The organism is Euryhalocaulis caribicus, from assembly GCF_000412185.1.
GTDB classification, from domain to species: Bacteria; Pseudomonadota; Alphaproteobacteria; order Caulobacterales; family Maricaulaceae; genus Euryhalocaulis; species Euryhalocaulis caribicus.
The window spans coordinates 141,911-162,300 of the sequence record NZ_ASJA01000002.1 but is presented as its reverse complement, the minus strand read 5'-3'; the positions used below and the strand labels follow the sequence as shown (position 1 = coordinate 162,300).

The following is a 20,390-nucleotide window of genomic DNA, read 5'->3' as shown; positions in this document are numbered from 1 at the left end:
CCGCAGACTGCCCAAGCCAAGCCCTGTTAACCGGTTATTTTTGCCATTAAATACCGGCCGCGAATGGTTTCAATGGTTTCAAACGTGATATCCTTCCTTTCAAAGTAATAACTAATGAGGTTTCTAAAACGGGCCTGGGTCAAAAAATTATGACTGTGTCCAGCATCCCCATAGAATCTTTCATAGTACCAGTTGAAAAAACGACCCCTCAACGTTCGACTGGGTTCTTCGATATCAACAATAATTAATTTATGTGCTAAATTTTCAAGCGATCTTAGTATCGCACTCATTTCATCCTTACTATCAATATGGTGTAAAGTGTTCTTGAATAATGCTACATCAAATTTAAAATCAAAAGGCATATGCGCTATATTGTGATTGCTAAATAACATATAGTATTTCAATTTTGAGGCTTTCTGCATGAGGCTCTGCATTTGCATCCAAGATATGTCATTGGCAACCACAAGATCGGGCTCGTACTCCTGACATATGTCCAAGATGAAATGATCATCTCCAACTGACACATCAATGATAGATTTTGCACCAATAACGTCGCCCTTCATTTTTTGCCGTATACGCCCCGAACCAAAAGGGTAAGTTACTCTTTTAACAAAAGAATGCAGGGCCCGAACGTAAAATGGGCGATCGTGGGCTCTCACCTCTTCCGGATCCGGGAAAAAGCGACGTCTACTTATTGCGTCGCGAGCTAATAAAAAAATACTTTTGTTCTGATACACCATTACATCGGGTGGATCTTCCAGAAAGGCATGCTCCAATTTACGAGGATTCTTAAAATCACCATCTAAGCTAGAAGCAAATGCTACACCCCAATGGGTGTGCGACAAAGTGCCTGAAACAAATTTATTTTTTACGACAGCCAATGGAATAAGTTCAGAAATACTTACATCACAATTTTGCTTCACAGTTTCATTTGCCACCTCCTCAAGAGAGAATGTATCAACTTTGTTAACTTGCTTTCCGAGTATACGGGGCTCGTCGGCAAGATACGTTTGTCCCTGCTCTGACGGTTCTAGAAAAACTAAAATTCTGCCTGCATCATCAAAAACCGCTACGGTTACGAAAACCTCCCATTCAGAAAATTTGGCCAATAATTCTTCATTGATATTAAACTGCGCCTCCAAAATAGGTAAATTATATATTGAGCGATAAATCTCGATCATATTTCGGGCATGGGCTTGCTTGGTCGAAAAAATCAAATCCAGCACGCGGGACAACCCTGCCGCCCTTTCGGTGATAGTCACTTGAACACCTCCCTAATTAGTGGACTCAGGCGGCGGGAAGATTCGAAGGATTTCTATTTCCCGGTTATTACGACCAATCATCACCTCAAACGTGTCACCGACCTCTCTCCCAACCAGGGCGGCACCCAATGGCGTATCGTAGGCCAGCAAACCTAATTGTGGAGCACTTTCCCCGTGCCCAACTAAGGTTAGCTTTTTTTCATCATCATCAATCGCAATAGATACAATATTTCCGATTTGTATGCGCTCAGACTGATTTTCTGGTTCAATAATCTGACATTCAGCCAAGATATCTTTTAGGTCTGCTATCTGTCTATCAACTTGGGCTAGTCTCCGTTGAGCATCCTCGTACTCAAAATTATCGTGCCAGTCATAGCTAGATCCCGCAGCCTCACCCACTTCTTTGCTTACCTTGCGAGCGGCAGCCAGTGTCTCTTGAAGCTTTTGGTTCAAGAGGTTCATTCCATTAGTGGTTACAAATTTCTTCGCCATAATTTCGTCAATATCATTTTACCTCGTTTATAACAGAAGGCAATAAATGTATAAATGGTTGCCCCTATAGGGCGATAAGCAAAAAAGGAAGCATGAGGATAGGTTTTGATGAAGACAGTGATCTTCATTTTGGGGCCACAGGGGGCTGGAAAATCAACTGCAATGGCCAGTCTACAGAACCATCCGAAGGTTGTTTGTCTGCAGTCCTTTACAACGCGAAAAAGGCGGCTTGGAGAGAAAGATGAGTACCTTTATCTAAGGAGTCCGCCCGAAGAGATAGACGTAGCTTGGGGAATTAAAAGAAGCACGGGTGTTTATGGTGTTCTTAAAAGTGAAATACACAAGATAAGTGATAATAAATGTGGAGTGGTAACATTTGATCCAGAAATGATGGATGACTTAGAACAAATAATAGCTAAAAATAATATAAAAATAATAACTGTGGGTTTAGACAATATGCATAACTTAGACACGCAGCACAAGAGGGTGGGGTATCAATTAGACCGAGTGCTAACACTGGGGCGGCTGCGTAATATAAAAGCACGTATAACTAGAACGGATTATGTTCTCCGGGGGGATAAGGAGGAAACAAGGAGTGAGTTGATTAGAATTATATCAGAAATTACATGATATAATTCTCCAGGCCGTCGAACATTATGCACTATAGTGTTCAACGGGTGGTGGGGTCATGCGCCAGGTTAAGACAGCCGCAGCCGCTGCGGTTCTAATAGCGGCATCGTTTGGAGTTTCGGGATGTGTCGCGGCTCTTCCAGTCGCCCTTATGGCTGCTCAGTTCGGCGCCGCAACGTTCATCTCCTACAAGATGTATAAAAGTCAGTCCGGCGGGGATGTGGAGGTCGCGTTCGAAAACGACTACCTGACCGAGAACGTCCAGCGTGAGATCGCTTCCGCAGATAGTTTGGCGTTCTGGCCGTCGCCCATGCGCTCGCTTGCCTTGGCGGCTGAACGCGCGCCCGGCCAGATCGGTTTGGCGAATGTCACGCCGCCGGCAAGCTCCGGGCGGTTGCTGGGAAGCGCCTATGGGGCGGCGGACCTTGAGACCATGACCCAGGCCGAACGGATTGTCGCCATGCGCGGTCTGGCCGAGGCCAGCGGATCCGACCTTGTCCTGGGAATGGTGGAGCTTGGGACCGAAACCAAGGCGTCCGGTTTTTTCACCTTTGCCAAAGCGACCATGACATATCGCTATGGCGTATTCCTCTATGACCGCTCGAGTAACACAGAGATTTGGAGTTCGTATCTGCTCGCCGGCGTCCCGTTGGGCGGCTACAATTTTAATCCCGGCGAGGTGGAAGAAGTGGCCGGTCGCGCGCTCATGGACCGGCTCGCTGATCTGTCCGTGGGCGACCTTCGCGTGTCATATCTACCCAGAGACCGGGATGACATTGAGGCGACCCAGGCAGCCCCCTGATGGCTGATAGGAGGGCTTACTCGTTTGTGAAAGCCTGACTTAGCGCTTCCGTCCAAGTCCCGACTCATACGCCAACTGAGACCGTCGCCGGGAATATTCCGGGGCCGCCATAGGATAGTCGGAGGCCAGTCCCCACTTCTGACGATACTCATCCGGGGTCAGGTCGTGACGGGTTCGCAGATGGCGTTTGAGCGAGGTGAAGCTCTCCCCGCAATCCAGACAGGTTATGGCGTCCGGCTTGAGCGCCTTCTTGAGCGGGACGGCCGGTTCCGGGGCTGGTTCGGGCTCTACGCCGCCAAGCTGGTCCAGCGCCGCGCTCACGCTGCCGATTAGGTCTGGCAGTTCTGAGGCTGGAAGGACGTTGCGGCTGACATAGGCCGTAACAATCGCCGCGGCGGCGTTGAGCGTTTCGGATGGATCGCTTGGCATGAGGGAACAAAACTCCAGGGACAATCGTCAGGCGGCACCCACAAAATGCGGACAAATATGTCGCCAGTATGATTGCGAAAGCCCGATCAGGCAAACTGGCAAAGGGGTCTTCTTCCTGGATAAAACCAGTGCCCGCGTCCGGCCCGCCCGGCTCGCCGCCCTGAGGCGCCAGCGGGCTGTACTTCCGGGCGAGATAAAAGCGGCGGCTTCATATGCGCCGGAGAAGTGTCCTGAAGCGCGCCCCTCCCAGACTCGGATCAGCGGAGGCCGTTCCGGTAAGCTTGAATGGCGGCGGCGCTGACGTCCGAAGGGTAACAAAGCGGCGAAGCGCCGCCAGGACGCGAATAGGCGCTGCGTCCGCCGCACCGCCGGCCGCCGCGGTCATAATTGTTCGGACAGGGACAAGAGCCGGAATAACCCCGCTTGCTCCGGGCGATTAAAAGAGAACGGATTTCGGAATCCGAAAGTTGCGCATCGAGCGCGGCGCGGTCGCCGATAAATCGCTCCGCCACCCAGCCCGTCTGAGAATATCCCGCGGCGACATGCGCCCAGCCGTCCCGCCGCTCTTTCACCGTAACGGTCTCGCCTCTTTCGAGGCGCGCGATCACGCCCGCCTCTTGGCTGGGGGCTTCGCGCAACCGCAATCCGTCGCCAATGACATACGCCTCCTGCACGGCGGCCCATCCGGCGCACATCGCGAGCGTTATGATGAGCGCGAACGTTCGAATGAAAGACATGGGCCTCCCCTTTCCGACTGAAAGTCGGCTTGGCGGTATAACTTTTATTATATATAACGTAAATAATACACGTTTAGCGAGATATGTTTGAGGCATTGACCCGAAGGCCCCCGCAACGCGGAAGGCCGCGCGTTCCTTGCTCAAGCAAACCCTGAGGCGACATCCTCTCTTGGCGGGAAGGATTCCTGTGTGACAATCTCTAATCGAATCAGCAGAAGCGCGGCCCGACAGCTCGATGAATCGCCCCTCCCTTGGCCTGGTGCAGTCGGCGCAACAGAGATTCTCGGAATCGTTCGCGTTTCTGGTGGCCTATCGCGGCCTTGCCGCCGAGCAGGAATTGCTTGAAATCCTGGGCCCGCTCCGGCTCGCCGAACTCTATGAGGGCGGCGAGCCGCTCTTCAGCGAGCTGATCGAGATATCCCGTGTCTTGCGCGTGCCCTTTTCCAGCTTCCTGGTGACCTCGCCCGGCGGATTTGAAGAACTCGAAATCGCCTATGCCGAGCTGCTCTATTACGCCGCCCAGCTCTCCGCAAAGGAGCGGGCCGGCCTGCAGCAGGAGCTGTTGGATATCGCCGGAAGACTCGCCGTGCAGACAGAGACCGATGCCGGAGAAACCCGGTCAGACGCAGAACCGGGCGAACGAGGAAGGCGCCGCCAATCATGACCGCTCAGACCCCAGTCCAGATTCTTTCGGCGGCGTCAGACGGCGCGCTGGCCGAACGCCTTCGGGCGGCGCTCCGCCGCGGCGGCGTGTCCGCCGCGCTGGCGGAAGACGCCCGGGCTTCTGAGGAAGACGGATTATTCCTGATCCTGTGTACGGAGGACGCGGCGGAGGATCTTGAATTCAGCCGCACCCTGAGCGCCCTTGCCAGGCCGGCGCGCCGCGCGCGCTTGCGGCTGGCGCGGATCTCCAGCGCCGCAGAACCGGAAGGAGCGATCCCGCCCATTCTCACGGCCGAACGCGGCGAGGACGGATTCCTGCGGCCGGTCAATCCTCCCGATGCTCTGGGCGTCATCGGGCCGGAGGGCGAAATTCCGGACGATCTGGTCGCTCGCGCGGCGGCGTGGGCGGGCGTCGATCCCGCGCGTGCCGGCCCGGTCCGCGCGGCGGACCGTTCCTTTGCCGCGGCCTGGCCGCGCCTGGCCGCCATCGCTGCGGCCGTGGCGGTCATTGGCTGGGCCGGTACCGGCGCATGGCTGGGCCAGGCCCTGAAAACGGCGCAGAGCGAGGCCCGGGAAGCCGATGCGTTCGCCACGGCGCTGATGACCGGCATGACGGAGCGTTTGCCGGATGCGGCGCGCCAGACCGCGCTCTTAAGCGTTGCGGAAGACGCGATGGCCGCGCTCGGCGGCGAAAATCTGGACCGTCTGGATGACGCGGCCCTGGCGCGGCGGGCCGAGCTCTGGCGGCTGGTCGCGGAGACCGAAGACGTCGCGGGCGATCCCGGCGCCGCGAGGGACGCGTTTGCGCTCGCCTACCGCACGACGGAGAAACTGCTCGAACGCCAGCCGGCCGACCCGGACCGCCGCTTCGATCATGCGCAATCGGCGTTCTGGCTGGCCAACAGCGCGTTCCGGCGGGGCGACCTCGCTTCGGCCGACGCGGGGTTCACGGAATACGCCAGCCTGATCTCAGGCCTCGCCCAGAGCGCGCCGGACAACGCGCTTTATCAGGCTGAAGCCGCTCACGCCGATGTCAATCTGGGCCTCGTCGCCCTGGAGAAGGGGCGGCCCGAACAGGCGCTGACCCGGTTCGAGGCGGCGATTGACGCCTTCCGCTCGGGCCCGGTGGACGCCGGCGCGGCGAGCGCAGAGGACGTCGCCAACGCCCATGCCTGGCGCGCCGACGCCCTGACCGCGCTCGGGCGCGCGCAAGACGCTCTGGACGCGCGCCGGACGGAAACCGGAATCCATCGCGCCGAACTGGCCGGGCGCCCCGATGACGCCTTCGTTCAGAGGCGGCTCGCCAACAGCCTTCGCGCCCAGGCGAGCCTGCTCGCTGAGGCCGGGAACGTGGAGCGCGCGAACGCCGCCCTGGAAGAAGCGCTGGACGGTCTGGAGGCGCTGATGGACGCGCGGCCCGATAACGCCCGGTTCCGGCGGCTCTATATGCAGGCGCTTCACGAACGCGCCCGGCTGGCGCTGTGGGCCGGCGAGGCCGTGAGGGCGAAACTTCTGGCCGATCAGGCGCGCCGCGTCCTCGCCGGAAAGGATCCGCAAGGCGCCGATGACGACCGGCATGTCACGCGCGCCGAACTGCAGCTTATCTCCGCGCAGATCGCGCAGGCCTCCGGCGCCCTGGAGGCGGCGCGCGCCGATATCGCGAGCGCGGCGGGGTCGGCCGATCTTGCGGTCGAGTCCGGCCGCGCCTCGGCCAGGCCGCTCGCCGCGGAAGCCTATTTTATCCAGGGCGAAATTCTCGCCTCGATGGGACAGCGCGATGAGGCGATGCGCGCCTACCGGGAGGCGGCGCGCCGTCTGGACGGGGCCGAGGCGGTGTCCAGCCGCGCCGGACAGGACCTCCTGGCGCGGATCCGGTGGCGGCTGGGCGAGCGCGATCGCGCCCGCGCCCTGAAGAATGCGCTGATAGAATCGGATTATCAGCGGCCCGATTTCCTCGCGTTCTGGGAGCGCGAGTCTCAACCGGCCACGGCCGGCCGCGCCAGCAACAGGGAGATAGACGATGGCGAACTCTGACGACGCACCGCGCGACACGCGCCGGGTTGATGTCCGCATATACCCCAAGCTCGAGCTCCGCGAAGGCGGGACCGTTGCGGCCCATGCCGTCCATTTCGGACTGAAACACGGCAATCTGAGCGCCGACTACCCCACCGACTTCATCTTTATCGCGCCCGAGGGCTGGCGGTTCTATGAGTTCCAGCTGGCCGGCCGGACCTGGCCGGGCGTGTCGGTGTTCCCGGAAGACAGCGATTTCGAGGTCGCGTTCGGCGATGACGCGCGCAAGACGGTGGTCATGACCGATCATTGCGGCTCCTATTATCCGCATTTTTACCAGCTGGTCCTGGAGAACATCGCAACCGGCGAACTCGCCACCACCGACCCGTCCGCTGATAATGGCGACCGGGATTAATTTGAATCGCTCTGTCTTTTTGCCCATATCTTAAGAATGACAGGCGACAAGACAGGCCATGACAGAAAAAAATAAGCCGCGATCAACCACGGAGCTGGACGCGCTGATCGGAGCCCGGGTGCGGCTGGCGCGTCAGCTCTGCGGCCTGTCCCAGTCGGAGCTGGGCGACCGGCTCAATGTCAGTTTTCAGCAGGTCCAGAAATATGAAAGCGGCGCGAACCGCGTGGCCGCGCAGCGGCTTTATGAAATAGCGCAGGTCGTCGGCAAGCCGATCACCTATTTTTATCCGGCCGATAATGCGGCGGACGCCGATGAGGCCGACGCGCCGCTTGAGTCGTTCAAGAATTTGCAGGCCCGCACTGTGTCGAAGATGCTGCACAATCTTGATGAATGCGACGACCGGGTCCGCGATCAGATTATCGCGATGATTTCAAATCTGCGTCGGGAAGACGTCTGACCGGGTTTGCCCGGCCCAGCTTTTTCTCAGTCCGTTTGGCCGGTCCGGCGTTGCTACGCGGAGGCGCGCCGCAGAGAGGCTCAAACCCGTCTTGCGTCGAATAGGCGAATTGCGCGCCGCATGAGGCTTTGCCCGCCTCTTCGCCCTCAAGGCACGGGCAGGCGTCCCTCCCGTTCTGATCGCCGGCGGTTCTTGCCGCAGCCTCCCTCTCCCAGGTCATGGCGCGGGCGCCCAGCGTCGCCGGATCCACGCCCCGGCTCATAACAACCGCCGTCTCGCATTCTGGCGCGCCGCCGGGGCTCGGAGCATTGCTCTTGGCCGCGGCGCTCCAGGGCAGAACGCAGATCAAGCCCAGCCTTATCCAGAATCCAGCCATATCGAGCGCCGCCTCCCCTTTGCGCGCCGGAATGTCATATCAAGGACGGTCTATTCCTAAGACGATAATTTTCTGCTAATACACAATTACAAATAGAAATAGGGGGCGTCACGATGTTCAGGATGATGGGGCTGGCCGGCTTGGCCGGGGCGTGCATGGCGGGGGGCGCGCAGGCGCAGCCCGAATCGGCGGACGCGCCCGTCTGGGATGAAGCGGACCGCGCCGCCGCGGCGTACGTGCTGGCGCAGGCCGCGGACGGCGAAACCGTGACGCTGGATCACAGCGACCCCCGCAATGTCCGGTTCCTGAAACGCCATTATGAGCGCGCCGGCCTCGCCGCGGACCGCTATCCGGGGCTGCACGCGCTCATCGACGCCCAGCAAGGCGTCCACGCCGAACAGGGCGTGACCTATCCCGAAACCGTGCAGGTCTCCGACGATCTGGTTTACACCGACATCGCCACCCAGATGCTGGCGCTTTATCCCACCAACACGGCGTCCAATTATCAGGGTTCGGCGGCCGCCAGCATGGAGGCGGCGGCGGACGATCCGTCCCGCACGCTGCAGATCGCCTATACCAGCCTTTGTTTCTACGACCTGAACAACAATCCGATCGGCGATTGCGCCACCACCTCGTCCTTCGGGTCGGGTCAGTATTTTCCCGTCAATCACGCCGTGACAACCGCCGATCAGGCTTTTACGGGGGCGTTTTCCGCGACCTTCTATGACGCGACCAACCAGCGCTATATCTCGCAGATCTCCGCGCTGACGCTCGATACGATCGACTATCCGCAGGTTCAGTCGATATCGGATCCGATCATCGTTCACGCCCAGAACGACTCGCTTGAGACCGCGCTGGTCTGTACCAGCCGTTCGGTGAACGCCAACGCCAATCCGGGCGTGTGCGACTATGGGACCTACTCCAACACCGACGTGCTGGTGAACATGGAGGGCTCGGTCACCTACAAGCCCGCCCAGACGCCCAAGACCGACGGCGCGGGCGATCTGGTGGGCACCGGATCGGTGTCGCTGATCAACACCGTCCAGGGCGGCAATTGCCGGCTGGCGCCGTCCATCAGCGGGTCGAATTTCTTCTCCCAGGAGCAGGTGGCCTATAACGCCGCGACCAAGACCCTGTCGTGGAATTTCGACGATCTGGACTTTGGCGGCGCGTCCGACCTGATTTGCGGGGGCGACGGGACCAGCGTGCAGTTTGCGCTGACCCTTCAGGTCGAGAATGACGCCGATAGCGACAACACCATCGTCGCCTCGCAATTGTCCCAGGCCGGCACCACGGTGCCGCATTTCCTCGGCCCGACCGCCGGCTCCCTGGCGACCCCGATGCTGCGGCTTGTGGCGGGCTGCCTGCATCCCGACACGCTGATCGCGCTGGCCGGGGGCAATGGTCACCGGCCCATTTCAGAGTTCGCCGGCGAGGGCGAGCGGGTCATCTCCATGGGCGGCGTTGAGGCCCATATCGTCGGCACGGTCGAGGGCGACGAGGCGACCCTTTATGTCATTGAAGCGGGCGAGGGCCTGAAAATCGAGGCGTCCGCGATGCACCCGTTCGTCATGGCGGACGGCTCGTGGCGCGCCGCCGAGGATTTGCAGCCGGGCGACCGGATTCTCTCGCAAAACGGTCCGGTGAGCGTGAGCGCCGCCGCCGAAATCGAGTATGACGGGCCGGTCTATAATCTCATGCTCGACCGCTCCGCCGCCGCGCTGCACCCCGAGACCGGCTCGTTCTACGCCAACGGGTTCCTCGTCGGCGGGCATGACGCCCAGCAAAAGCTGGCCGCCGCCAAACAGGCCGCGCCGGCGCGCGTCCAGGGCCTTCTGCCCGAGGGCTTTGAGACCGACTACGCCAGTCATCTGGAAGACCGCGCAAACCGCTGAGTCCCCCGGCCGCCGGCCATCCAGGAATAAAGGAGCGTGACATGCGATTTTCCTCACAGGCTTTGCCGATCATTGCCGGGGCAGCGCTTGGCCTTGGCGCCGCCGCCGCGGCCGCCCAGGAGGCGGACACCGCGATCAAGGGATTTGTCGTCGACCAGGAAGGCGAGATGGGCGTGGGCACCAGCGACCCGCAAGAGACCCTTCATGTCGCCGGAGATTCCCTGACCGAGGGGCTGATCAAGGGCGGCGGGCTGGACGGCCAGTTCGGCGCCTCAGCGGTCATAAACGGGTTTGACGTGCGGTACGGCCAGCGTCCGTTCGTTCTGGTCTATGGCGGCACCGGCTCGGCGCAGAGCGATATCCAGATCCACGCCATCAATCCGGTCGATCCCACGCAGTCCGTTTTCAAGACCTTCATCATTGACCATCCGCTGGATCAGGAGCGCCATCTGGTTCACGCCTCGCTCGAGGGTCCCGAGGGCGCGGTCTATTATCGCGGCAGCGCGCAGCTGGAGGACGGCGCGGCGCGGATCGCGTTGCCGCCCTATTTCGAGGCGCTGACGCGCGACGGCGATCAAACGATCCAGCTGACCAATATTGACGGGTTCGACCGTCTGGCGGTGCAGACCCGGGACGGCGCCCGGATCGTCGACGGCGCCTTCACCGTCGTTTCGGAAAACGGAAACTCCGCGCAACGCTTCGACTGGGAGGTCAAGGCGGTGCGCGCCGACGGCCCGCCGCTTGTGGTGGAGCCCGCCCGGGGCAGCATCGGCGTGGCCGGCCTCGGTCCCTATACCTATCAGACCAACCTGCAGAGCGACCAATGAGCCCCCGACGCATCGCCGCCGCCTTCGCCAGCGCCGCGGCGCTGGCCGCCTGCGGGCACGGCGCGGACGCGCCCCCGCCCGCCGCCGGCCCCCTGATGTCGGAGGCCGAAACGGCCGCGGCCAATGGGGTCACCTATCACTCCTGGGCCCTGAACGTGGCGTCCTGGAACCTCATGAATCTCTCCATGAGCAAGGCGACCTTTCCGGCGGGCGGCGACCGCGTCAATCTGCTGACCCGCATGGGCACGATCGCCGGCGGGTATGACATCGTCGTGTTTCAGGAAGTGCTGCAGACCGGCGCATCGGTCACCGCCCATCTGAGTAATTATCTTCCCGCGGGCTTTGCCTGCAATCATGTCAGCGCGCCGTCGGGCCGGGTCGGCCGGCAGGAGCGCTACGTGGTCTGCGCGCCGCCGGCCAACGCCACGGGGACGATCGCCATCGCCCCGCTCACCGATTATTCGACGACCGGCGTCAATTATCTCGCCGCCAACGGCACGATGCAGCCCGCCGCCAATGTGTGGATGCGTCCGCCCATCATCGCCACGGTCACCTATACGCCGAACGATCCGACTTTTGCGCCGGTGGCGTTCGACATCTACACCAATCACACCAAGCCCGCTTACGGCCATTCGGCGCAGGCGCGCCCGCCGGGCACGGTGGCCGGCGCGTCCAACGCGAGCTCGGTGCATTACGAGCTGCGCGCGATCGAGCAGAATCTGGCCGCCGGGGCCAATAAGATGCTGATCGGCGATCTGAACGCCGATTGCGCCTCCTATCCGGTCGGGTTCCGCGGACAGGATTTCGCCGCGGGCTGGAACTGGCACATCAATTACGGGCAACGCACCAACACCGCGGTGGGCACGGCCTGCGGCTATGACCGGATCCTGTTGAACGACGCGCTGAACGCCTATTACCGGCTGCATGGCGTGGATTACGACCATTTCGGCAACGCCACGCGCCTCGACGGCAAACGCGTCTCTGACCACTATCTCGTCTGGGTCCAGCTCGGCCAGACCCAGATCAAGGCGGCGCCGGTCATAACCGCCTCGGCCTCGGCTCCCGTGACCCAGGCCAATAAGCGCCGCAAGTTCAAGGAAACCGACGACGTCCATTCCACCGGGACCCAGCTCCTGCCCTCGGCCAGTTCGGCGCAATTCTACATCACCGCCTATTCGACGGCGCGCAATTACAAATCCAATTTCACCTATCCCCTGACCGACGTGCGCGGCGCGCCGACGGCGGTGACCACCGACGCCGACGGCGATCTCAACCAGACAGTGTCGTGGAGCGCCCCGGAGGCCGGCGCCTACGTGTTCGTCTTCGACGCCAATGGCGATGGCGCGTTTTCGCTGAAAGACGGCGATTTCGCCAATTACGGGACGCAGGCCGATATTCTGGTGACGCAATCGGAGACCGGCCATAACGACCTTGTCACGCTCGGCGACAATATGGTGCTGCGGGACGTCTTCGATCTCAGCCAGGCCTATAATGTCTATGCGCTGGCCAAGAATCTGCCGGCCAATCTGACCGCGGACGCCTATATCGTCAGCGATCGGCTGCTCGATCAGGGCGGCTATCATTCCTGGGCGGCGGCGCGCGCGGCGCGGATCGATCTGGCCGCCTATTCAATCCCGATCCAGCTGGCCGAAGCCGGGACGATCCAGACCGCGCAGCTCACCGACGCCGACCGCAAACAGTCCTTTACGACCAATTCCGACGGCGAGACCTTCTTCAGCGCCTGGCCCCGGCCGGCGCAATTGATGAACGCCAGCATCAACTACCAGGCCCCGCCGGCCTCGGTGTTCGATCCGGCCTTCGCCGGAGAGGGCGATCCGCCCGCCTCGCCCGACGACACCGGGTATGACGACGATCCCTGCCAGAACGCGTCCTCCAGCAAGGACGATGAGTTTCAGCAGGCTTGCAATCTCGGCTTCCTGTTCTCCAACTATTACGGGAACAGCTTCAATCTGGTGTTCGATCTGGACGGCGACGGCAAGCTCGGGGTCAATGATCCCATAGACACCCGCGACATCGGCGACATGACGGACTATTTCAGCGTCGCCGGCCATGACGTGCTGGGACCTAACGCCAATGGCGACCCGGCGGTGTCCGAATACAAGGAATATCTGGAGCGCGCCCTGAGCGTTCAGCTTTCCGATAATGATGACTATGACGAGGCCACCCGCGCCGCGTCATCGCGCTATGCTTGCGGCCCGGAGCTTGGAAAGGCGGATTTTGAAGCGCTGATCACGCCGGACGCCCAGACCGGGTTCCGCATGCTGGATGACGATTCCTATCATAATGAGCGCAGCAACCCGTCCGGCCTCTACCAGTATGACGTGGCCTTCCTGAACGACTGGTCGAGCGACAATGTCACGCAATGCATCAGCGGCGGCGCGCTGAGCTATGGCGGCGCGATGACCTCGGAAAACAGCGCCCACGTCACCGCGGTGGCGGACACCCACGACTTCCAGGGCGCTCAGGTGACGTCAAACAACGCCACCCAGTGCTGGGTGGCGGTCGAGGCGACGGCCGGAACGGCCTTGGCGGTGGGCGCGGGATCAGGCTTTTTCACGCTGGGAACCGGCTTCCTGGCGGGCGCCGTCGTCGCCGCCGGCGCAAACCTGACCGGAGCCCTGGCCTGCGGGTTCTGAGATTGGTCTTGCGGCCAAGACGTTAAACAAGATTCGAGCAATGAATTAAGGTCTTGTATAAGTTGTAACCTTGGCGTCCCAGGTTGTAGGTCGCCAATATTAGGAAGAAGGCCCGTTTAATAATGTTGCCTCGCGCGTGGATTGTCCTGTTTCTAAACGGGCTCATCTTGACCGCTTGCGCTTCGCCTCCGCGAGATGACGCGCTTCTGTTGGCGCGAACAGGCGAACAAACAACTGCCGCCGTTCAACAAAACCTCCAGATGCTGTCCACTGCGGCGCTGCGACAATCCGAAGTGAACGCGTTCCTCACAACAGCAAAGACTTGCAGGATAAGGCCGGATTTCTGTCAGCCTGTCACTGACTCTCCGGAGCTTCTGGAGGAGAGGCTCAAATTCGTGCAGCTCATAAAGCTACGCACAAAAGCATTGCAGGAGCTCAACAGCGCGTACGGCGCGTTTCGCATGGAAGCCGAGTATGACGCCGAATCAGACCTTGAGACGGCGCTGGGCGAGCTATCCACATCCGCCAACGCCTACGCTGCGGTCGCCAGCGTGCCTCTGAGCGCGGCGTTCGCGGTCCTCCCCCGCGCCGGCGGATTGTGGGCGCGGCGGCGTCAAAAAGAGCGTTTGCGGGCTGCAAACGAGCTGATCGGCGGGGCGACGAAGATAATGAGCGCGGCGCTGGAGCGCGAAGAAATCGTGTTTACCGCCTTTATGGGTGACTGGAGCAAACGCGAGAGTGAAATGCGCATTCTCCTGATCGAGGCCGGGTTGAACAGCCGCTCCGACGTTCTGATGCCGCTTCTCGAAGATTTGGGCACGGACCTCGTTGCGGACAGCGAGCGGACTCTTTCAGACGAGCCGGCGCTGGCGCGCGCGGTTGAGGCGCTAGCGATCGCCCGGGCCGAATTGCGCGCGACGAGCGCTGTGCAAGCGTATGCTGCTGCTGCTCGCGCGCTTGAAAATCTGTCTGAAGCGCATCGCCGCTTCGATTCGCTTTCAACCTCTGATTTTGACTCTGTGGAAGCGGCGCTGGCGGAGCTCGCTGGAGCCGCAGAGGATATCGACGCCGCGCTTTCAGAGCGGCCTGCGGCGGAAGAGCTCGCTCACTAAGCTTGAAGGGAGTCCAGAATGAGTTCGCATGAGGATCGCTTTCGGGAAACGCAACGATGTTATCGCGACACTCAGGAGAATTTTGAACGCGATCTGAAACGCGCTTCCAGCCAAGCTGAGGTGCGCCGCGTTATCCGAAACAAGGACCGCGCGGAGGCTGTATATTTGCGCGCCGGCCGGGCAATTCTCGAACGCAACGGCCAGGAGGTCGAAAACGCGTACTCGGCGGCCAAACGGGCGAATGACGCCGTCGTTCAAGCGCGCGAAGCGGCCGAGTCCGCCGCCGAACTCGTCCGGACTATCTCGGAAGCCGTGGGTTCTGTCGAATCCTTGGTGCGGAAGGCGGCGCTGTAAGATGGCGGCCTCGGCGCAGATAAGGCGGATTGCGGCGATCGGCTTGCTTATCGGCGCGACGCTTGTCTTTTGGTCCGGTGCCAACGCCCAGTCCCTCGAGCCCGGCGATGCGGTGAGACTTGAGGCGGAAAGCGGACGCGGCGTTACCCTTCATCGGGACGCGCGATCAAGCTGGTTTGGATACGCGGCGGATGGCATCGAGGCGGTTATCGTCGAGGCGGCGGACAACGGACACTGGCTGCGCATTCGTATCGGCGAAGCGGAGGCTTGGATTCTGGCGGATTACGCGGGTTCCGTCGCCGAGGCGCAGCCTGGCGGGATCGACCGGGAGGCGCTGCTGCAGGCGGCGTGCGAGCCCGGCGTCCGCCGGTTGCTGGAAGATGACCTCTTTATCATTTGTTTCGATGCCGAGCGCCGAATTCCGGTTTGGGTCTCATATCGCCTGACGCCGGCGCGGATGGACGGGGTCGGCGACCGGAGCCAGTCCCGCTGGCGTCCGGATGACCGCGTTGAAGCGAGCGATCAGGCGCGCGACGCGGATTATATCGGCTCCGGTTTCCATAGAGGCCACATGGCCCCTGCGGAGGCGTTTACGCGGACCCAGCGCGCGGTCGACGCGACGCACGTCTTTACCAACGCCGTCCCTCAGACCGGCAGCGTCAACTCCGGCGCCTGGTCGCGGCTTGAGGCCTTTGTCCGGAAGCGCGTGCATGCAGGCGCGCACGCCTGGGTCGTGACGGGCGCGTTGTTCCTTCCCATGGATTCCGCTTGCTTCGCCGCGCTGGCTCCCCAATCCTGCCGATTTGTCGATCCATCGCAGGCGGAGATCCCGCCTGACCGCTTCATGAGCGCGCGGGTCGCGATTCCAAGTCACACGTTCAAAGCCATACTCACCGATGACGATGGGATCTGGCGCGCTTGCGGGTTCATCATGGCGAACATCCCCCAGCGCATGGGAAGCTACAAGGATTACCAGTACGCCGTCGACGAGATTGAAAGCCTGATGGGTGTCGATCTTTTCGCCGCTCTGCCGGACGACATCGAGTCGGAGATTGAGGCCGCCTCTTGCGGCGCCGCACAGTGAAAGGACTTGGCATGACAACTCCACGGCTTGACTGGCCACTCGCCAACGACAGGCTCGGCCGGTATTGGTGGTATCTTCGGATTTCCTTCGCCGTCTCTCTTGCCCTTGTAGGGATTGCGCTGGCGCAAAGCGACCAGCTGACTGGCAGCGCGCCGATTGGGCCGCTCACCCTGCTGTTCGTTCCGAATACGCTTGAGGCCGCGTTTGAAACCCTGACCGCCCTCTTACTGGTCGCGCTCTTCATCGAGCGCGCGAACGAGGTGTTTATCAAGAATACGCGCACCGTGCGCCGCACCATCGCCGAACGCCGCATCGCCTCGTTGGAGGCGGCTTTGGCGCAAGTGCAGGAGACCGAACGCTCCGAGGCTCAGGAGCAGCTCGAGGCCGCAAAGGACGATCTAACCCGTTACCGCACCGCGACCCGCATTCTCACGATCGCGTTTTCCACGATTCTGGGAACCCTTACAGCGCTCGCCGGCGTTCGGGCGCTCACGCCGCTGCTCGACGTGCAATACGAAGCGCTCAGCGGCTGGCAGTGGGGCGTCTTGAATTTCGTGGATATCGTCTTGACGGTCAGCTTGGTGACCGGAGGCGCCAGCGCGCTGCACAATATGATCTCGATGATCGGCGACCGCATCGAGCCCTCCGACGCGACGGAAGGCGAGACCCGGCCAAAATGAGGCAAGCGGGCGGTTCCTAGACCGACAGACGGAACACTTTGTCTGTTGGCTGACGCGGCAGAATGAGCTCGATCAAGTGCGTGCTGTTTCGGTGCAACCGCGCCTCAAGCTGCGCGCGTTCTTCTTGATCGGCGTCATGCAGGAGCACGTGACCGCGGGCCCCCTCCCGCGTCTTGTCAAAATACCGCACGTTTGGCCCGACTTCTGCGGCCGAAACGCCCATCGCCAGGCGTTTATACTCCGCCTTTCGGGACTTGCCGTAAAAGCCGGTGATAAGATCGGAGCGGTCTAGGAAGAAGCAGCGATAGCTTGCATCAACCGTGTTTGTGTGGACGTGCTCGAGAACGCGACTGTGAAAATAAACGGAATTCCGATCTCCGCCGGGCTTAGGCGCGAAGAATTCAAGAAAATAATCATCGACCGGCTGGCCGTGATCGTCACGGGCATAGACGATGAACTGCATATATTGATGGTAGGCCTCGCTCTCCGGCTGCGCGTCCGGGAACAGCGCCTCAATCCGCTCCGGCGCATCGGCAAGCGCCGCGACGCGCTCGTTCGCCTCCAACCAGCTTTCATGAAGCGCGCTATAGGCTTGATCATTCTCGCATCTCAAAGCGTCCAGGATCAATTCACCCAGCGAATCCGTCACGGCCGCCTCGGGCGGAGACAATGACTCGGCGGGCTTTATTATGAGGCTATGATCGCGGTCAGGGAGAATGGCGTAAGGGATGCGGGCCGCCCCTAGGCGGGACGACCATGGTGCGAGCGTCGGATTTTCATGGTCGGACGAGAAATCAATGGTGACGCCGTTCGTGTTGAGATTGGCGGCCGCGGCGCGCACGGTCCCGTCCGATCCGTTTTCATTCACCATCTGACGCAGGCCCGAGGAATATGAGCGCGATCCGGTGATCACGAACGGCCACACTTTTCCGTGGCCGTAGGGTCCTGAGGCGGCGCTGGATCCGCTTGGATCGAGCAGGTCGCGGCGCGTCAGAGACCACTGGTAGGGCGAGGCGAGCTCCAGGGCCTTCAGCATCTCTTCGCCGGTCTGAAACCAATTGTTCCAGCCCTTGAAGATGCGTCCGATCATGCTTTTCCCGAGCGAGGCAAGCCGCGATCCGAAATTGGCCGGAGCGAGCATGATGAGGCGCTTGGCCGGACAACCCGCGCCGTCCGGATAGTAGCGGCTGATCCATTCCCGCGCGACAAGCCCGCCGGTGCTGTGCACGACCAAATCAAAAGGCGCCGCGAGCTTGCCCGCGTCAATGAGCTCCAAGACAACCGACTGCATGCGCTTAGCGACGTCTTCAATCCTCACGTCGTCATCCAGCGACACATAGTCGCCGAGCCAGATTTGAGTGGTCTCATATCCGTTTTCTTCAAGAAACGCCTTGAGCGCGCCAAATGATTTCGAGCTGTCGCTCCAACCGTGAATGATGGCGATTTCGGCGGGCATTCAATGTAACTCCTGTCGTTTGAAAGCAATCGCGATGTCGCTAAGTGTTTGTTCAAATCGGGAGGACGCTGGCCGGCACACATTCTCCGAGCGGCGCGGCGCGTTTCGTGTGACTCCAACCACGCTTCATGAATAATTTTATACAATTACAAATAGCGCCTCCGCAAGCGCTCTAAGTTGGGCTATGGGCGGAAATCACAAGTGAACAAAAGCTTTCTCTTGGTTTAAGAGGAGGGTTCGATCGAAACCGAGTCGCTTTTTTACGATTTAAGATTGTTTCCCGTTTGAGTTGAGCGTAAAAAGTCACTGCCCAAAAGGGCGTTTATCGGGAGGAAAAAATGCGTTCAATTCTTGAAGCCGCGCTTGAGGCGAATCCGGTTGAGCTTTCCGAGGATGAAGTCGCGCGCGTCTCGGGCGCGAGCCACGATGATCCACCGGGCCAGTATCCAACCTATGAACCAACCTTCTGCTGGTCGGACGAGCTTGGGAGGATGTGGCTCGAGGGAGCAATTTACGACTGAGCGTTGGCCTGACGCCGCCGCCGAAAAGGCGGGGTTCTCTCTTCGCCTCTTCGGCGGCGGTAATTCGAAATAGAAGGCAGTCTTGTGGCCCAACAGGCGAGCGCCGTTCTCATAATTGGGCAAAACGCAGATCCCCATGTGAAGGCGGTTGCGTCTGCGCTGAAGCGTCGGCCGATCATTTTAGACTGTCACAAATTTAGTGAAGTCACATATCTCCCCTGCGAACGTCGATTGTCGATCCAGGGTAAATTGGTGCGCGCTGATACAATTTCTGGAATTTGGTGGCGCTTGAAATGGCCGGCTATGGCGCCTGACAATTCGCTAACAGGCCTAAGCGAAGCTCAGAGAAGTTTCTGGCGGCACGAATGGGCAAATCTTCTCTGGGCGCTCAGGCACCATCTGTCCGATCGGCCTTCACATAATGATCCGGGATTGAGCCAGCGGGCTTCGTATAAGCCGTTCCAGCTACAAATTGCGTGCGCGTGCGGATTTAAAATCCCGAAAACCATTGTTTCCAACGCGCCTGAGTCCGTTATTCGGTTTGCCCGGAAAGAAGACACGTTCATTATCAAACGCTTGTCCGCGCGGACTCCTGACGCCGAAATTGACGGCATCCATTTGGGTCTGGCTGAAGCCAGTCTCAAAGTCGTCCAGGCGGAACCTGACGCGGTCCGCTTTTGTCCCGCGATCTATCAGGAAAAAGTCGAAAAGGAATTCGAATTGCGCGTCAACGTGATTGGCGAAGAAATATTTGCAATCAGAATAAACTCTCAAACATGCTCCGGCGCGGCAACCGACTGGCGCCGGTCTGTCAATACAGTCTCCTACGAGACTTATGAGATTGAAGAGGATCTGCGGCATAAGCTATTGCTATATATGCGCGCATTCGGCCTGTCTTTCGGGGCCTTTGATCTCGCAATAAATCGCGAAGGCCACGCTATATTTTTTGAATGCAATCCTGAGGGACAGTGGCTTTGGCTTGAGCATGAGACGCGTCAGCCGATTTCCAAGAGTGTCGCCCGCCGCCTAGAATCAGGGGCCCTGGCGGAGAGGAATAACCTATGGTCCGCCTGACCTTACACGCCATGACAGGCTGTGCGCTCACATTCATTTGGATCGTAAGCGCCGCTGCGGCTATTGAGGGCGATGTTCGAGAGCGGACTGAAGCGTTACTTTCAGGGAAGCTCGATCCGCAAACATTTGATTATGGCGCAATAAGGTTCGCCGAAGATCAATCCGCCGCCTGGGAGGCGCTCGGCGCGTTAGACAATCATGCGCAATCCCTCGTTCCGGAAAAATATAAGCGGTCCAGCAGGCGGCTCGGTTTGGACGAACTTGGATGCGAATTTGGCGCGATTAGCCTCGGATTGATCAACGCCAAACTGGCGCCGGACGCAAACGCCTATTCCGCCGCAGCCGAGCGGGCCCGGGATCTTCTGGACCAAACCCGACGCCTTGAGCGCGCCGACATCGAAGCGCTCGATTCAAATGGTCTAAAAGGAATAGAAAAAAATTACGCATCCTAGCT

21 protein-coding genes are annotated in these 20,390 nt (G+C 60.1%); 16 read left to right on the top strand and 5 right to left on the bottom strand.

Annotation, left to right across the window (positions count from 1 at the left end):
* Positions 1–26: 26 nt before the first annotated feature.
* Together L338_RS17280 and L338_RS02505 are read right to left on the bottom strand one after the other, a co-directional pair.
* Positions 27–1,262 (bottom strand): class I SAM-dependent methyltransferase, encoded by a 1,236-nt coding sequence (locus L338_RS17280; RefSeq protein WP_152485795.1) that lies wholly within the window; start codon positions 1,260–1,262, stop codon positions 27–29.
* A 12-nt stretch (positions 1,263–1,274) separates the two neighbouring features.
* Entirely contained in the window at positions 1,275–1,754 is a 480-nt protein-coding gene (locus L338_RS02505; RefSeq protein ID WP_022696784.1) for a GreA/GreB family elongation factor, read from the bottom strand.
* 108 nt (positions 1,755–1,862) lie between these two features.
* Between L338_RS02505 and L338_RS17275 the strand changes: the two genes are divergently transcribed.
* Together L338_RS17275 and L338_RS02500 are read left to right on the top strand one after the other, a co-directional pair.
* Positions 1,863–2,384 carry a hypothetical protein gene (locus L338_RS17275; RefSeq protein WP_152485794.1) on the top strand — a complete coding sequence of 174 codons (522 nt, stop codon included), beginning with the start codon at positions 1,863–1,865 and terminating at the stop codon, positions 2,382–2,384.
* A gap of 151 nt (positions 2,385–2,535) precedes the next feature.
* The gene (locus tag L338_RS02500) at positions 2,536–3,186 is read left to right on the top strand and encodes a hypothetical protein (RefSeq protein WP_022696783.1); all 651 of its coding nucleotides are present in this window, start codon (positions 2,536–2,538) and stop codon (positions 3,184–3,186) included.
* A gap of 39 nt (positions 3,187–3,225) precedes the next feature.
* Here the strand turns inward: L338_RS02500 and L338_RS02495 are convergent, their stop codons facing one another.
* Together L338_RS02495 and L338_RS16890 are read right to left on the bottom strand one after the other, a co-directional pair.
* Positions 3,226–3,615, bottom strand: coding sequence for a Ros/MucR family transcriptional regulator (locus tag L338_RS02495; RefSeq protein WP_027068212.1), 390 nt, complete (start codon positions 3,613–3,615; stop codon positions 3,226–3,228).
* A 257-nt stretch (positions 3,616–3,872) separates the two neighbouring features.
* Positions 3,873–4,352 (bottom strand): SH3 domain-containing protein, encoded by a 480-nt coding sequence (locus L338_RS16890; protein WP_022696782.1) that lies wholly within the window; start codon positions 4,350–4,352, stop codon positions 3,873–3,875.
* A 235-nt stretch (positions 4,353–4,587) separates the two neighbouring features.
* Between L338_RS16890 and L338_RS02485 the strand changes: the two genes are divergently transcribed.
* The 11 genes from L338_RS02485 to L338_RS02435 all read left to right on the top strand — a co-directional run bounded on the left by L338_RS02485 (position 4,588) and on the right by L338_RS02435 (position 16,885).
* A complete protein-coding gene (locus tag L338_RS02485) occupies positions 4,588–5,016 on the top strand; it encodes a hypothetical protein (protein ID WP_022696781.1) in 429 nt (142 codons plus the stop codon).
* Positions 5,013–7,049 carry a hypothetical protein gene (locus L338_RS02480; protein WP_022696780.1) on the top strand — a complete coding sequence of 679 codons (2,037 nt, stop codon included), beginning with the start codon at positions 5,013–5,015 and terminating at the stop codon, positions 7,047–7,049. Before L338_RS02485 ends, L338_RS02480 begins: the two co-directional genes overlap by 4 nt.
* Entirely contained in the window at positions 7,036–7,443 is a 408-nt protein-coding gene (locus tag L338_RS02475; protein WP_022696779.1) for a hypothetical protein, read from the top strand. Before L338_RS02480 ends, L338_RS02475 begins: the two co-directional genes overlap by 14 nt.
* A gap of 58 nt (positions 7,444–7,501) precedes the next feature.
* Positions 7,502–7,900, top strand: a complete 399-nt coding sequence (locus L338_RS02470) for a helix-turn-helix domain-containing protein (RefSeq protein WP_022696778.1) — start codon at positions 7,502–7,504, stop codon at positions 7,898–7,900.
* A 489-nt stretch (positions 7,901–8,389) separates the two neighbouring features.
* A complete protein-coding gene (locus tag L338_RS02465; RefSeq protein ID WP_022696777.1) occupies positions 8,390–10,171 on the top strand; it encodes a Hint domain-containing protein in 1,782 nt (593 codons plus the stop codon).
* Positions 10,172–10,212: 41 nt separating this feature from the next.
* A complete protein-coding gene (locus L338_RS02460; protein WP_022696776.1) occupies positions 10,213–10,998 on the top strand; it encodes a hypothetical protein in 786 nt (261 codons plus the stop codon).
* On the top strand, positions 10,995–13,655 hold the full coding sequence (locus tag L338_RS02455; protein ID WP_022696775.1) for an endonuclease/exonuclease/phosphatase family protein: 2,661 nt from the start codon (positions 10,995–10,997) through the stop codon (positions 13,653–13,655). The genes L338_RS02460 and L338_RS02455 overlap by 4 nt, the downstream gene beginning before the upstream one ends.
* A gap of 209 nt (positions 13,656–13,864) precedes the next feature.
* A complete protein-coding gene (locus L338_RS02450) occupies positions 13,865–14,767 on the top strand; it encodes a hypothetical protein (protein ID WP_152485792.1) in 903 nt (300 codons plus the stop codon).
* An 18-nt stretch (positions 14,768–14,785) separates the two neighbouring features.
* Positions 14,786–15,121 carry a hypothetical protein gene (locus tag L338_RS17270; protein WP_022696773.1) on the top strand — a complete coding sequence of 112 codons (336 nt, stop codon included), beginning with the start codon at positions 14,786–14,788 and terminating at the stop codon, positions 15,119–15,121.
* Position 15,122: 1 nt separating this feature from the next.
* Positions 15,123–16,205: a DNA/RNA non-specific endonuclease gene (locus L338_RS02440; RefSeq protein ID WP_022696772.1), complete on the top strand. Its 1,083-nt coding sequence runs from the start codon at positions 15,123–15,125 to the stop codon at positions 16,203–16,205.
* Between the two features lie 11 nt (positions 16,206–16,216).
* Positions 16,217–16,885, top strand: coding sequence for a hypothetical protein (locus tag L338_RS02435; protein ID WP_022696771.1), 669 nt, complete (start codon positions 16,217–16,219; stop codon positions 16,883–16,885).
* 16 nt (positions 16,886–16,901) lie between these two features.
* On the opposite strand, the gene L338_RS16245 is transcribed toward L338_RS02435, so the two are convergent.
* The gene (locus L338_RS16245; protein ID WP_022696770.1) at positions 16,902–18,341 is read right to left on the bottom strand and encodes an esterase/lipase family protein; all 1,440 of its coding nucleotides are present in this window, start codon (positions 18,339–18,341) and stop codon (positions 16,902–16,904) included.
* Between the two features lie 338 nt (positions 18,342–18,679).
* On the opposite strand from L338_RS16245, the gene L338_RS02425 reads away from it, so the two are divergent.
* From L338_RS02425 to L338_RS02415, 3 genes are all read left to right on the top strand, one after another.
* Positions 18,680–18,862: a hypothetical protein gene (locus tag L338_RS02425; RefSeq protein WP_022696769.1), complete on the top strand. Its 183-nt coding sequence runs from the start codon at positions 18,680–18,682 to the stop codon at positions 18,860–18,862.
* A gap of 84 nt (positions 18,863–18,946) precedes the next feature.
* Entirely contained in the window at positions 18,947–19,936 is a 990-nt protein-coding gene (locus tag L338_RS17265) for an MvdC/MvdD family ATP grasp protein (RefSeq protein WP_152485791.1), read from the top strand.
* Positions 19,924–20,388 (top strand): hypothetical protein, encoded by a 465-nt coding sequence (locus L338_RS02415; protein ID WP_022696767.1) that lies wholly within the window; start codon positions 19,924–19,926, stop codon positions 20,386–20,388. Before L338_RS17265 ends, L338_RS02415 begins: the two co-directional genes overlap by 13 nt.
* Positions 20,389–20,390 lie beyond the last annotated feature (2 nt).